10 protein-coding genes are annotated in these 13863 nt (G+C 59.6%); 7 read left to right on the forward strand and 3 right to left on the reverse strand.

Features of this window, described 5'->3' with window-relative positions; all coding sequences use genetic code 11:
• The first annotated feature begins 105 nt into the window (after positions 1–105).
• Positions 106–1293: a hypothetical protein gene (locus GA0061101_RS00420; protein WP_037194071.1), complete on the forward strand. Its 1188-nt coding sequence runs from the start codon at positions 106–108 to the stop codon at positions 1291–1293.
• A gap of 60 nt (positions 1294–1353) precedes the next feature.
• On the opposite strand, the gene GA0061101_RS00425 is transcribed toward GA0061101_RS00420, so the two are convergent.
• Entirely contained in the window at positions 1354–2016 is a 663-nt protein-coding gene (locus tag GA0061101_RS00425; RefSeq protein ID WP_208864983.1) for a TetR/AcrR family transcriptional regulator, read from the reverse strand.
• A 66-nt stretch (positions 2017–2082) separates the two neighbouring features.
• Between GA0061101_RS00425 and GA0061101_RS00430 the strand changes: the two genes are divergently transcribed.
• Positions 2083–3252 carry a serine hydrolase domain-containing protein gene (locus GA0061101_RS00430; protein ID WP_047552951.1) on the forward strand — a complete coding sequence of 390 codons (1170 nt, stop codon included), beginning with the start codon at positions 2083–2085 and terminating at the stop codon, positions 3250–3252.
• A 224-nt stretch (positions 3253–3476) separates the two neighbouring features.
• A complete protein-coding gene (locus tag GA0061101_RS00435) occupies positions 3477–4658 on the forward strand; it encodes a hypothetical protein (RefSeq protein ID WP_037194067.1) in 1182 nt (393 codons plus the stop codon).
• A 76-nt stretch (positions 4659–4734) separates the two neighbouring features.
• Here GA0061101_RS00435 and aspS read toward each other — a convergent pair whose 3' ends face one another.
• Positions 4735–6525 (reverse strand): aspartate--tRNA ligase, encoded by a 1791-nt coding sequence (gene aspS / locus GA0061101_RS00440; protein WP_092572792.1) that lies wholly within the window; start codon positions 6523–6525, stop codon positions 4735–4737.
• A 265-nt stretch (positions 6526–6790) separates the two neighbouring features.
• On the opposite strand from aspS, the gene GA0061101_RS00445 reads away from it, so the two are divergent.
• From GA0061101_RS00445 to GA0061101_RS00460, 4 genes are all read left to right on the forward strand, one after another.
• Complete coding sequence (locus tag GA0061101_RS00445; protein WP_037194063.1) at positions 6791–8182, forward strand: multicopper oxidase family protein; 1392 nt, start codon at positions 6791–6793, stop codon at positions 8180–8182.
• 171 nt (positions 8183–8353) lie between these two features.
• Entirely contained in the window at positions 8354–9499 is a 1146-nt protein-coding gene (gene rnd, locus GA0061101_RS00450; protein ID WP_047552939.1) for a ribonuclease D, read from the forward strand.
• Positions 9500–9691: 192 nt separating this feature from the next.
• Positions 9692–10744 (forward strand): adenylate/guanylate cyclase domain-containing protein, encoded by a 1053-nt coding sequence (locus tag GA0061101_RS00455; RefSeq protein WP_047552936.1) that lies wholly within the window; start codon positions 9692–9694, stop codon positions 10742–10744.
• A gap of 165 nt (positions 10745–10909) precedes the next feature.
• Positions 10910–12268, forward strand: coding sequence for an esterase-like activity of phytase family protein (locus GA0061101_RS00460; protein WP_047639247.1), 1359 nt, complete (start codon positions 10910–10912; stop codon positions 12266–12268).
• Positions 12269–12331: 63 nt separating this feature from the next.
• Here the strand turns inward: GA0061101_RS00460 and ppx are convergent, their stop codons facing one another.
• Positions 12332–13852 carry an exopolyphosphatase gene (ppx, locus tag GA0061101_RS00465; RefSeq protein WP_037194056.1) on the reverse strand — a complete coding sequence of 507 codons (1521 nt, stop codon included), beginning with the start codon at positions 13850–13852 and terminating at the stop codon, positions 12332–12334.
• Between the last annotated feature and the right edge of the window lie 11 nt (positions 13853–13863).

The following is a 13863-nucleotide window of genomic DNA, read 5'->3' on the forward strand; positions in this document are numbered from 1 at the left end:
ATTGTCATTGGAATTTTGGAAAAAGACCAATATAAAACACCGCGGTACACGCTCAATCTGTACGCCCCGCCTACAACACCACCGGCTCAAAGAGGAAACGCCATCATGACTTTCTATCGGACAACGCGGCTGATGCTGTGCAGCGCCGCAATCTTGTCTATCGCCAGCTCGGCCTTTGCGCTTGATGGCAACGACCTCCTGAAGAAGATCAACGATGTCTACGGACAGCAAGGCGGCTCGATTGCCGCTAATGGCGTCGACATCGACGGCACCACCGTGACGCTGAAAGGTGCCAGCTTCAAGGCAGCGGGGATGCAGGACAGCATTCCGCTGGGCGACATCACCATGAGCGACGTTGAGGAAGAAGACGGCGGCTACACGATCGGCGAAGTCGCCTTTCCGGATGTTGATATCGATAAGGACGGTGTCGCCATCGCCGCCGCCGATCTCACACTGAGCGGTGTCGAAGTACCGGCCGACGCAACCAAGGGCGATCTCGGCTCGCTGCTGTTCTACAAGAGTGCGCATGCCGGCACCTTGTCCGTCACCAAGGACGGCGCCGAGGTGTTCTCGATCGAGAACGCCGACGCGACGATGACCAAGCGCGACGACAAGTCGGGCCTCGACTTCGATGCGAAGATCAACGGCGTCAAGGCCGACCTCAGCAAGGTCGACGACCCGAAGGCCAAGGATGCGATCGCCGCGCTCAACCTGCAGGAGATCAATGGCGCGATCGCCATGAAGGGCAGCTGGGCGATCGGGCCAGGCACGATCGACATCACCGAATATTCCTTCGATTTCAAGGATATCGGCAAGCTCAACCTGGCCTTCAGCATTTCCGGCTACACGCCTGCCTTCGCCAAGTCGATGCAGGATGCGCTGAAGACGGTACGTGCCAATCCGAACCAGCAGGAAGCACAGCAGTCGGCCGGTCTCGCCATGCTGGGCCTTCTCCAGCAGCTGACCTTCAACAGCGCCCAGATCCGCTTCGACGACGCGTCGATCACCGCTCGCGCGCTTGATTTCGCCGGCAAGCAGCAGGGCGTCACCGGCAAGCAGCTGGCCGATACGCTGAAGGCGATGACGCCGATCATGATGGCGCAGCTCAACGTTCCGGAACTGCAGAACGCCGTGTCTACGGCTGTCAGCGCCTATCTCGACAATCCGAAGAGCCTGACGGTTACCGCCGCTCCGGGCAAGCCGGTTCCGGTGCCGATGATCATCGGTGCCGCCATGGGCGCCCCGCAGTCGATCCCGCAGGTCATCGGCCTCAAGGTTTCGTCGAACGATTGATCGGCCTTTCATCTGGCAATTCAAGAACCCGGCGATCTCTGTCGCCGGGTTTTTTCGTCTTCAACGATCGGCCGGTTGCGGAAGCTGATATTTTCGAAGCTCACTGGTCGCATGCCCGATCAGGGCGAGCAGTTCGTCCGTAGTGGCGCCATCCCGCGCCTGAACGGACATGCCCTGCACGATCGCTCCCAGAAAACGCGCAAGCGAGCGCGCATTGGTATCCGCCCGCATATCGCCCTCCGCCATGCCGCGTTCGATCCTCGTCGTGAACACATCCAGCGTCTGCAGGCGCATCGACGAGACATGATGGGCGATCGGCTCGTTCTCCTCGGCACAGTTCAGCACCGCCGTCGAAATCATGCAGCCTTTCGGATGTTCCGGCGCCGTGAAGATCTTTGCAGAGTTCGTGAGGAAGCGCTCGAAAGCGCTCACCGTATCCACGTTCGCCTCAAATGGATTGCCCGGTTCAGGCCGGGGCATGCGCCGATACTGCTCGAGCGTCTCGCGATAAAGCTCTGCCTTCGAGCCGAAGGCCGCGTAGAGGCTTTGCGGCGTAATCCGCATCGCGGCTGTCAGATCCGCGATGGAGGAGCCATCGTAGCCGTGCTGCCAAAATGTATCGCGCGCAGCGGCAAGAACCGTTTCGCGATCGAAGGCGGGCGGGCGCCCGCGCTTGCGCAGTGAAGAATTTTCCGTCTCTTTTCTATTTTTCACAATGGTCACTCTAGAATTATTTCCCGATCTGGTTTATTCAGGAATGGTCATTGTGATTATAGAAGGTTTTGCCCCATGAGTCTTCCCCTGGAAAATTCCGCGCGCCCGAGCGACGGCGGCCTTGCTGAAGGCGTTGATGCCGCAATTCAAGCCGCCCTGGCGGATAAGAGGCTGGTCGGAGCGGTTGTCCTGATCGCAAAGGACGGAGAGCTGGCCTATCACCGCGCCGCCGGTCTGGCGGACCGAGAAAACGATGTGGCAATGCAGGAAGATGCGATCTTCCGCCTTGCCTCCATCACCAAGCCCATCGTCACCATTACCGCCATGCGGCTTGTCGAACAGGGCCGCATCGGGCTCGATGATCCGATCACCAAATGGCTGCCGGATTTCCGGCCCCGCCTGCCCGACGGGAGCGAGCCGGTCATTCGCATCCGGCACCTCCTCACGCACACGTCCGGGCTGGGTTACACCTTCGCCGAGGAGCAGGACGGTCCTTATCATCGTGCCGGCGTATCCGACGGTCTCGACACACCGGGCCGTTCGATTGCGGACAATCTCCAGCGCCTCGCAACCGCACCCCTTCTCTTTGCACCTGGCGAAGGCTGGCAGTATTCCCTAGCGATGGATGTGCTTGGCGGCACCATCGAAAAGGAAACCGGCGGCAATCTCGACACGGCAGTCGCGGAACTGGTCATGAGACCGCTTGGGCTTTCCGACACTGCCTTTTCGGTGCGCGACCGCAACCGCCTCGCTGCGGCCTATATGAATGCGGAGCCCGAACCGCAGCGGATGGGGGATGAGGCGATTATGCCCATACTCGATGGCACGATCCGCTTTGCGCCGGACAGAATTTTCGATCCCGGTTCCTATCAGTCCGGCGGCGCGGGCATGGTCGGTACGGCGAGCGACGTGCTCGCCATCCTCGAAACCGTGCGCAAGGGCGGTGCTCCGCTGCTGTCGACCGATACCGTGAAGGCCATGATGGCCGATCAGGCGGGTGGCCATATGCAGCCGCAGCAACCCGGCTTCGGTTTCGGCTATGGCTGGTCCGTCGTTGTCGACCCTGTCGAGGCGCAGGTCCCCTTCTCCGCAGGCACAATCAAATGGGGCGGCGTCTATGGCCATAGCTGGTTCATCGATCCTAAGAAAAAGCTGACGGCCGTGGCGCTGACCAACACGGCGCTCGAGGGTATGTGGGGCCAGTTCACCATCGATCTTCGCGACGCGATCTACGCCGCACTCTAGGCCCCAACAAAACACGAAAAGGTCGCCGGGTTTTGCATTTCATGAAAATGGACGCTGCGAAAGCATGAGCCGTTACGCTTTTGCAAACAGCCCAGATGAAGCTCAAAATACCGAATTCCGAATACAACTATTATTGGAATTTCGATGACATATTGCTAGAGATTGCAACACAATGCGCAATCCAGCCGTGTAGATCAACATCTTTTAGTCGAGACGACTCAGCCATGATTTTCTATCGCGCAACCCAGCTGATCGCAGTCAGCGCAGGACTTGTGTTCTTTGCCAACTCCGCCTTCGCGTTGGATGGTGCCGACGTCCTAAAGAAGCTTAACAATGCGATAGCCGCGCAAATAGGCGACTCGATCGAGGCCGGAAACGTCGATGTTAACGGTTCAACCGTCGTCCTAAAAAACGCGATATATACGCGAGGAAGAACCGGGTTTGCCCTCGGCGATGTCACGATGACTGGCGTGGCCGAACGGGCGGGCGGTTATACAATCGAGAAGGTGCTCATTCCCGATGTTACAACAGAGCAAAAAGACTTTAGTGCCAGGGCAGCGGGACTCAGGGTGGACGATCTCGAGATTCCCGCGAATGCGACGCTGAGCGATATCGACTCGGTATTCACTTATCACGCACATGCTGGCCCGGTGTCCTCTCTAAAAGTCGGTGAAAAGTTTTTCTCCATATCCACTGCCAATTCTGTCTCAACGAAACGTCCAGACAGAAAAGGCGTCGATTCCAGCTTCACAATCGACGGAATTGTCGCCGATCTCTCCCTTGCTCAAATGCCAGTAAGCTCTGAAGCAATTCGATATTTTGGGCTGCAAAACCTGCACGCAACATTTTCCATGAAAAGCAGCTGGGAGTTTTCGACCGGCAAGTATGATCTGACGGACTACACGATCGATCTGGAGAATATGGGGAAGCTGAATGTACAGCTCAGCTTCTCGGGCATCACCCCGGGACTCTACAACACCACGGTTGCACTTTACTCCTCCATGACCGGCGCCAAGGACGATGAGAATACCAAAAATGCTAAATACTTGCTGGCTCTCGCATTCGTTCAACAATTGACGTTGAATAGCGCGCAGATCCGTTTTGACGATGCGTCAGTCACCAACCGCGCGCTCGACTACGTGAGTCAATGGGACCATGTGACGCGTGCACAATCTGCGAACCGCTTCGCTAAAGAAATGCTGGCGTTAACAGCAGAGCTTGATATTCCCGATCTCCAAAGGATGCTTTCAGGAGCGATTATTGAATATTCCAACAATCCCGGAAGCCTGACGTTTAGCGCGACCCCCGCCCAACCCATCCCGATGTCGACGGTCATCGAAGCAGCGAGAAACGCAAAAGAGTCGATCCCAAAGATGATCGGCCTGAAGATCACATCAAACGACTAGGCTGGTCGTCGAATTAAGCACAAAAAACCCGGCGATTTCGGTCGCCGGGTTTTGCATTTCATATGGCCTGAAAGGCTCAGTCCTTCTTGACGGGCGGCACAGGACGGATGGCCAGTTCGCGCAGCTGCGTCGGCGTTGCAGCCGATGGGGCGCCCATCAAGAGATCCTGTGCCTGCTGGTTCATCGGGAACAGCGAGATCTCGCGCAGGTTCTTCGCGCCGACCAGCAGCATGACGATACGGTCGATCCCGAAGGCAGCGCCACCATGCGGAGGCGCGCCGTACTGGAAGGCGCGGTAGAGGCCGCCGAAGCGCTCCTCGACATCAGCCTGGCTGAGGCCGACCTTTTCGAAGGCGGCGACCATGGTTTCCGGTGACTGGTTACGGATCGAGCCCGAAGCGATTTCGAAGCCGTTGCAGACGGCGTCGTACTGATACGCCTTGATCGTGAGCGGATCCTGGTTCTGGAGCGCCTCAAGGCCGCCCTGTGGCATCGAGAACGGGTTGTGGGCGAAATCGATCTTCTTTTCTTCCTCGCTCCATTCGAAGAACGGGAAGTCGACGATCCAGCAAAGCTCGAAACGGTCGCGGTCGATCAGGTTCAGCTCGTCGGCGGCGCGGTTGCGGGCCTCTCCGGCGAACTTGTAGAACTTGGCGGGGTCGCCGGCGACGAAGAAGCAGGCATCGCCGTCGTCAAGGCCAAGCTGGGTGCGAATCGCATCGGTGCGTTCCTCGCCGATGTTCTTGGCGAGCGGTCCGGCGCCCTCGAGCTTTTCGCCTTCCTTGCGCCAGAAGATATAACCGAGGCCCGGCTGGCCCTGGCTCTGCGCCCAGGCGTTCATACGATCGCAGAACGCACGCGAACCACCGGTCTTGGCCGGGATGGCCCAGACTTCGACCTTCGGGTTCGATGCGATCATGTTGGCGAAGACCTTGAAGCCCGAGCCGCCGAAATGCTCGGTCACCGCTTCCATGACGATCGGGTTGCGCAGGTCCGGCTTGTCCGAGCCATACTTGCGGATGGCGACGTCATAGGGGATGCGCGGCCACTCCTTGGTGACCGGCTTGCCCTCGGCAAATTCCTCGAACACCTGGGTCATCAGCGGGCCCATTGTGTTCCAGACGTCTTCCTGCGTCACGAAGCTCATTTCGAGGTCGAGCTGATAGAACTCGCCCGGCAGACGGTCGGCGCGCGGGTCTTCGTCGCGGAAGCATGGGGCAATCTGGAAGTAACGGTCGAAACCGGCGACCATCAGCAGCTGCTTGTACTGCTGCGGCGCCTGCGGCAGCGCATAGAAGGTGCCGGGATGGATACGGCTCGGCACAAGGAAGTCGCGCGCGCCCTCCGGCGACGAGGCCGTGAGGATCGGGGTCGTGTATTCGGTAAAGCCGACGTCACCCATGTGGCGGCGCATGGAGGAGATGACCTGCGTGCGCTTGACGATGTTCTTGTGGAGCGTGTCGCGGCGCAGATCGAGGAAGCGATACTTCAGGCGCACATCTTCGGGATAGTCCGGCTCGCCGAAAACAGGCAGCGGCAATTCCTTGGCGGCGGAGAGCACTTCGATCTCCTGAGCATAGAGCTCGATCTCGCCGGTCGGCATGGTCTTGTTGACGGTGTCTTCCGTGCGCGCCTTCACCAGGCCGTCGATGCGGATGACCCATTCGCCCCGCACGGTTTCGGCGAGCTTGAAGGCCGGAGAATCGGGGTCGGCGACGACCTGGGTGATGCCGTAGTGATCGCGCAGGTCGATGAACAGCACGCCGCCATGATCTCGGACGCGATGAACCCAGCCGGAAATGCGGACAGTCGAACCGACGTCGGACTTGCGCAGGGCGGCGCATGTGTGGCTGCGATAGCGATGCATAATTATATATCCTGGACTTGGCGGGCCGCAGCGAAAGGACATGCAAGCCCCTCGCCTGCCGACGAGAAAATCGGGCGGAAAAGCGCATGGCGCGCCCGATTTGTCAAGGCTCGAACGCCGGAAGTCGACTTAAAGCTGTTTCATCCGCCGCCTATCCCGACATCCGCAAGTAGCCGCTGCGGCAGTTTGGCTAGGGCAGTGCTATTGCTGAATACCAAGGTCAACTTTAAACAGGCATCCATATCTCATCGTTCCGGAGCCCGGCATGCCGATCCTTACCCGTCGCAATCTCTTGAAAGCTTCCGCCGTGGCCGGCGCCTATGGTATCGGCATCGGTATCGCGAGCAGGTTTGCCGACAAAGCGGTGGCGGCCGAGCCGCGGGTGCTGAAGACGGCCAGGATCCAGGCCAATCTGACGGATGGCGGGGCAACCAGGGACGTCCTGACCTATGGCGACGGCGGGATGCCTCCTGTCGTGCGCATGAAAAAGGGCGAATCCTTCGCCGCCCGCCTGATCAACGGCATAGACGATCCGACCACGATCCATTGGCACGGCATCCGTCTGCCGAACAACATGGACGGCGTGCCCTTCCTCACGCAGCCCTATGTCTATACCGGCGATCATTTCGACTATGCCTTCACGCCACCCGATGCCGGCACATTCTGGTATCACCCGCACTGCAACACGCTGGAGCAGATGGGCCATGGAATGACCGGCGTGATCGTCGTCGAAAATCCAAAGGATCCGGCATTCGATTCGGAAGTGGTGCTCAATCTGCGCGATTGGCGGCTGGGCGGCGACGGCCAGTTCATCGCGCAGTTTCGCCCGCGCGATGCGGCCAAATCCGGCACTTACGGAACGGTGCGAACAGCGAACTGGCAGCAGCAGCCGCAATATGACGCTCCCTCCGGCGGCCTGGTGCGCCTGCGTGTTGCCATCACCGATGTCACGCGCATCTATTCCTTCCGCCTGGATGGTGGCGAGGCGACCGTGATCGCCATCGACGGCAATCCGGTGCCGCAGCGCTTTCCGCTGGATCTCCTGCAGCTGGGACCGGGCCAGCGGCTGGAGCTGGCCGTGCGCATGCCTGATAGCGAGGGAGCGATCGTCAAGCTGGAGGATATCAAAGGCACCGACCCGAAGGTGCTCGCGACGCTGCGCTCGGTGGGCAGCTCGTTGAAACGCGACGTCCGCGATCTGGCGCCGCTGGAAGACAATCCGGTTAAGAAGGCCGACCTCGGTTCGGCAACACACCTTCCGCTGATCCTGAGCTCCACGGCCGAGAATACGGCTGACAATAGCATCTGCGGTTCGCTCGGCTACAGTTTCTGGGCGATCAACAAGGTGCCGTGGCCGGGCGACACTCCCGATCCGACCGCCCCGCTTGCCGAGCTGAAGCTGGGCAAGAGCTATGTTATCGACATGGAGAACGTCACGCCGCATAGCCATCCCATTCATTTGCACGGGATGAGCTTCACGGTCATCTCCTCCTCGACGCGGCAGGTGCAGCCGTTCGTATCCGACACCTATCTGATCCAGCCGGACGAGAAAGTGCAGCTCGCATTCGTCGCCGACAATCCTGGCGATTGGCTGCTGCATTGCCATATCATCGAGCATCAGAAGACCGGGATGACCAGCTACGTGCGCGTGGCCTAAGGCGAGGCCGCAAACCGCTTTCGATCCGGATTGTGCGGTCGAAATGGCATCGCTCCGGATAATTTCAACCAAAAGCGAAATGCGGCAAGAGCTTTGTCCGCGAAAGTATTGACATATCCGGCTGAAAGGAGAAGGAAGTTAAGCAACTGTTTTATCGATGAATGTGTTGAGATGATCGAAACTACCGCCCAATTGGAGGCGGCCTGCCAAGAGCTGGCCAAGTCGGAATTCATTACCATCGATACGGAATTCCTGCGAGAAACGACCTTCTGGCCGGAGCTGTGTTTGATACAGATGGCGAGCCCGACGACCGAGGTACTGGTCGACCCACTGGCCAAAGGGCTGGACCTTCAGCCGTTTTTCGAGCTGATGGCAAATCCGGCTGTGCTGAAGGTTTTTCACGCCGCGCGCCAGGACATCGAAATCATCTTCCATCGCGGCAATCTCATTCCGCATCCGATCTTCGACACGCAGGTCGCCGCAATGGTTTGCGGCTTCGGCGATTCCGTCTCATACGACCAGCTCGTCAGCCGCATCAAGAACGTACATATCGACAAGTCCTCGCGCTTCACGGATTGGAGCCGGCGGCCGCTCTCGGAAAAGCAGCTCGACTACGCGCTCGCCGATGTTACCCATCTGCGCGACGTCTATCTTTCGCTCGACGAGCAGCTGAAGCGAGAAGGCCGTGCCTCCTGGCTGCAGGAGGAGATGGCAATTCTCGAGGCGCGCGAGACTTACGACCTGCACCCCGACGATGCCTGGCAGCGCCTGAAGATGCGGTTGCGCAAGCCGCAGGAACTGGCAATCCTCAAATATGTGGCGGCATGGCGCGAACGCGAGGCGCGCGCGCGCAATGTTCCTCGCGCCCGCGTGCTGAAGGATGACGCGATCTACGAAATCGCCCAGCAGCAGCCGAAGGACAGCGAAGCACTTGCCCGACTGCGCACCATCCCGAAAGGCTGGGAGCGTTCGACTGCCGGCGCGGCCGTGATCGAGGCGATCAATGAAGCCCTGGCGCTGCCGAAGTCCGACATGCCGCATCCGCCGCGCCATCAGCAGGCTCCGGAAGGCACGGCTGCCGCCGCCGAACTGCTGAAGGTTCTGTTGAAACTGATCGCCGAAAAGCACGGCGTCGCGCCGAAAGTGATCGCCAACAGCGAAGACCTCGACAAGATCGCGGCCGAAGGCGAGAACGCCGAGGTGGCTGCCCTCACCGGCTGGCGACGCGATCTCTTCGGCGAAACGGCCTTGCAGCTGATTCAAGGCCAGGTGGCCCTGCGTTTCGTCGGAAAGCGGGTTGAAACGGTCATCCTCTAGTCGCGACATTATCCTTTCCCGGCGCGCTGCGATTGCGTATGATTCGCGAACGGAGATGCTGGTTGCCACCACGATTGCGCCGCAAATCTCGTGGAATGAACGTCTGATGCAGTCGTTATATTCGATGGCGCAGAAGTGTTGTCGACGCAGTCCCGCGTCGATGACGGGCGTCTTTTTTCGGCGGAAAAGTGAATGGGTATTCTCCATTCGGTGCGCAACTGGATCCTTACATCACTGCTTGTCGCTTCGACCGGCGTTGTCTACGGCATAGTGTTTTTTCCGCAGGCGCCGATGTATATCGGTGCGATCTTTGCACTGTTCTGCGGCATGCCGCTGCTGGCCTTCGAACGCCGCATGATCCTGGCGCGGCTGAACGTATGGATGCATCGCCTGCCGACCCCCGCCTTTATCCTTTCAGCCCTCATCGTCGATTTCGCCTTGATGAGCGTCGGCTATGCCATGGCAGGCAGTATTCTGAAATTGCTCGGTCTTGTCGAAGGCTCGTGGGAAGACCTCACGCTGTTGAAAATAGACGTCTACATCTATGCCGTCATGGTAACGGCCGTCATCATTTTCGTCGGTCGCGTGCGGGAGCTGCTCGGCCGCGACGTCTTTCTCAGCCTGCTGACTGGCCGATATCGCAATCCGGTGCAGGAAGAGCGTATATTCCTTTTCATAGATCTCGTCGGATCCACCGCTTTTGCCGAGGAGCACGGCGACCTGAAAACACAAGAGTTTCTGGGCGCGGTGTTCGGCGCGCTTGCCGAACCGGTATGGCGGCACAAGGGCGCGATCGACGACTATATCGGCGACGCCGCCATCATCACCTGGCCGCTTCGCCGCGGCATCAAGAATGCCAATTGCGTGCGCTGCGTCTTCAATATCCTCAACGATATCGAAGCGAACTCGGAGACGTGGTTGAAATCCTATGGCAGGGTACCGCGCCTGAGAGCGGCCCTGCATGGCGGCAGCATCGTCACGGCGGAAATCGGCGTCGACCATCACAAGATCGCCTATTTCGGCGACACCGTGAACATCGCCTCCCGGCTGGAGCAGCTCTGCAAGACGCTGGAGCGCCAGGTGCTGATTTCGAGCGACCTTGCCAGACGGCTGGAGCTTCCCGAGACGATCATCAAGGAAGACCTCGGGGAGCATGCCGTTCGCGGACGCGATCAGCACCTCGGCGTCATCGCGCTTCACACGCAAAGCCGGCAAGCCATCAAGACAGTCCGCGGCAGATTGTAAGCAATGCAAAGCATCGGCTGTATGTTCGGCATCGATGCACGCCTGAGCTTCACATCCTATGGGTTGTCCACAGTCACCAAATCTTCACCCAAGCGTTAATTCGTCGACATGGCTCGCCTGTTAAGCGGGATTGTTTTCGCCAATCCTGGCCAACAAGGTGACATGATGACTCGAATCCTTTCCGCCTCAACGGCATTGTTCATTCTGCTTGCCGCTTCGGCCCATGCCGACGAAAAGCAATTTCCGGCGAAGCTTGCCGGGCAAGCCATCCTGCCCGCCAACACAATTATCGCCGCTCCGGCCGATGCACCCGACTTCCTGAAAACGTCAGGCAAATTCACGACGCCGGATCGCAAGCGCACGGACGCTCTCGGCACCGTGCCCGGCAAGGACGGCGCCCGCGTGACCGATCTGAAGCTGCCCTTCGACGGCCAGCCTATCCAGGGTTTTTCCGGCATCAAGGCCATGCCTGACGGCACCTTCTGGACGCTGTCGGACAACGGCTTCGGCTCCAAGCAGAATTCCAGCGACGCCATGCTATTCCTGCATCAGCTCAAGTTCGACTGGGACAATGGCAAGGTCGATGTCGTCAAGAACCTGTTCCTGTCCGATCCGAACAAGAAAGCCCCCTTCCCGATCGTCCTCGAAGGCTCCGACAAGCGCTATCTTACAGGCTCCGATTTCGATATCGAATCGATCCAGCCGGTCGCCGACGGCTTCTGGCTCGGCGATGAATTCGGTCCCTATCTGCTGAAGTTCGATACAAATGGTCAGCTGACCGACGTCTTCGCCACGACAGTCGACGGCAAGCCGGTCATGTCTCCGGACAACGCCCTGCTGCAGCTGCCGGGCAACCCGACGCAGAAGATGCCGGCCTTCAACCTGAAGCGTTCGGGCGGCTTCGAAGGCCTTGCCCTGTCGAAGGACGGCTCGAAGCTTTACGGCCTGCTGGAAGGCGCGATCTACAAGGATGACGGCCAGATGGAAAGCGTCGACGGCCACACCGCCATCCGCGTCATCGAGTTCGACGTCGCCTCGAAGGGCTGGACCGGCCGCAGCTGGCTTTATCCGTTCGCGGACAAGGGTGTGTCGATTGGCGACTTCAACATGCTCGACGAGACGACGGCCCTGGTGATCGAACGCGACAACGGCGCCGGCACGAAGGACAAGGCCTGCGCCGATCCCAAGCAGCCGAAGCCGGATTGCTTCGAGGCTCCCGCCGAGCTGAAGCGCGTCTACAAGATCGAGTTCAGCGACGCCAATGTCGGCAAGTCCGTTCGCAAGATCGGCTATATCGATCTGCTGCGCATCGAGGACCCGGACCACAAGCGTCGCCAGGGCGGCGGCGAAGGCTTCTACGACATGCCCTTCGTCACCATCGAGAATGTCGACCGCGTCGATGCCACGCATATCATCATCGGCAACGACAACAACCTGCCCTTCTCGGCTGGCCGCGCCGTCGACAAGGCTGACGACAACGAGTTCAGCATTCTTGAAGTCGGCGATTTCCTGAACGCGAAGTAAGCACAATGAAACCGCCTCTCCCTGCCGTGCAGGGAGAGGCTTCAATCCCATGCAACACAAAGCTTATTCGAAGCAGAAGGCCAGGCGGCGATTGGTGAGCTTGCCGAGCTGCTGCAGGCGGCCGTCCAGCCTCTCGCCGGCAAAGTCGTGATATTCGGCCGGAACGACGAATTCGAGATCGAGATCAGGCTTTGTCGAACGGCGGAACGACAGGTTGCGGACGATACCGGGCATCGAGGCCGAGAATAGGTAGACGACGCGCAACAGGCCGCCGAGCAGCTTGGCGCGTTCGATGTAGAGCGGCGTAGCGATCGTTGCCAGCGGCTCGGTCGCACCGTCGTCGTTCAATCCCTCGAAACGATAGTAATTGGCAAGCGCGATGAAGGCGCGGCCGGCATGGGTGATGCCGACGAAGGACGTATGGGCGATGATATTCAGCGCCTGCAAGCCACGATAATCCGGATGGGCGCGCCAGCTTATATCGGCAAGCAGGCAGGCTGCCTGGCGATAGCGGCTTTCCTCGTCGGTCTCGGTGATCCCGAAGAAGGGCATCATCCGCCCGGTCCAATCGGCAAGCTCGCGGGCATGTTCCGGCGAGCGCGCGCGCAGGATAGCAAGCTCGCCGGCGGCGGTGAGCAGCGGGTCGCTGTTGCGCTCCGCCTCCGTCAGCAGTGAATAAAGATAACCTTCGCGAACCCCCTGAGCGGAGAAGGAGATGACGGACGGCTTCATGGCCGTCAGCACTTCGCGCATGGCGACAGCACCGAAGGGCAGCAGCGAACGGCGATGCTTGGACACCGCCTGAAACGCCGGATCCTTCGAATCCTTCGCTTCGACGATCTGATCCAGGAAACGCAGCATCTCATCGAGCGGCACTTCATAGCCCTGCATCATGTGCAGCGGATATTTGCGGATTTCCATGTGCAGCTTGGCGACGCTTCGCCATGTACCGCCGACCGCATAGAACGTGCGGCGCTCGCCCTTGCTCAGTAATTTCGCGGTCTTGACATGCTTGCGCGCGAAGCCGCGCGCCTTATCGATCGAGCCACCGGCATATTCGGACAGACGCAGGCCGCCGAGCGGCAGCGTGATGCCCTTGCCGATCTCGTGGTCCTTGATGTCGATCAGCTCCAGCGAGCCACCGCCAAGATCCCCGGCAATGCCATCGGGGTGGAAGAAACCGCTGATGACGCCGAGCGCGGAGAAACGTGCCTCTTCTTCGCCCGAAAGCACGCGCACCTTGCGCTGAAGAATGGCTTCGGCCTGGTGAATGAACTGCGGACCGTTGCTCGCTTCGCGCGCCGCGGCGGTCGCCAGAACATAGATGGTCGATGCACGCGCCTGATCGGAGAGCGCCTTGAAACGATGCAGGGCCGCAAGCGCCCGCGCCACGCTTTCCTCGTCCATCTTTCCGGTCAGTGCTATGCCTTTTCCCAGGCCGCAAAGCACTTTCTCGTTGAAAAGGATGGTCGGTGACCGTGAGTGGCCTTCATAGACGACAAGACGGACCGAATTCGACCCGATATCGACGACGGAGACCGGGGCAATACCGGGAAGGCGCCCCTGGGCTTCTGATTCAACCATGCAGGTCCAGT

The organism is Martinezella lusitana (assembly GCF_900094565.1).
Classification (GTDB): Bacteria; Pseudomonadota; Alphaproteobacteria; order Rhizobiales; family Rhizobiaceae; genus Rhizobium; species Rhizobium lusitanum.

Coding starts and splice junctions, on each gene's coding strand:
- GA0061101_RS00420 (WP_037194071.1), top strand. CDS start 106: ATGACTTTCTATCGGACAACGCGGCTGATGCTGTGCAGCGCCGCAATC.
- GA0061101_RS00445 (WP_037194063.1), top strand. CDS start 6,791: ATGCCGATCCTTACCCGTCGCAATCTCTTGAAAGCTTCCGCCGTGGCC.
- rnd (WP_047552939.1), top strand. CDS start 8,354: ATGATCGAAACTACCGCCCAATTGGAGGCGGCCTGCCAAGAGCTGGCC.
- ppx (WP_037194056.1), bottom strand. CDS start 13,852: ATGGTTGAATCAGAAGCCCAGGGGCGCCTTCCCGGTATTGCCCCGGTC.
- GA0061101_RS00430 (WP_047552951.1), top strand. CDS start 2,083: ATGAGTCTTCCCCTGGAAAATTCCGCGCGCCCGAGCGACGGCGGCCTT.
- GA0061101_RS00435 (WP_037194067.1), top strand. CDS start 3,477: ATGATTTTCTATCGCGCAACCCAGCTGATCGCAGTCAGCGCAGGACTT.
- GA0061101_RS00455 (WP_047552936.1), top strand. CDS start 9,692: ATGGGTATTCTCCATTCGGTGCGCAACTGGATCCTTACATCACTGCTT.
- GA0061101_RS00460 (WP_047639247.1), top strand. CDS start 10,910: ATGACTCGAATCCTTTCCGCCTCAACGGCATTGTTCATTCTGCTTGCC.
- aspS (WP_092572792.1), bottom strand. CDS start 6,525: ATGCATCGCTATCGCAGCCACACATGCGCCGCCCTGCGCAAGTCCGAC.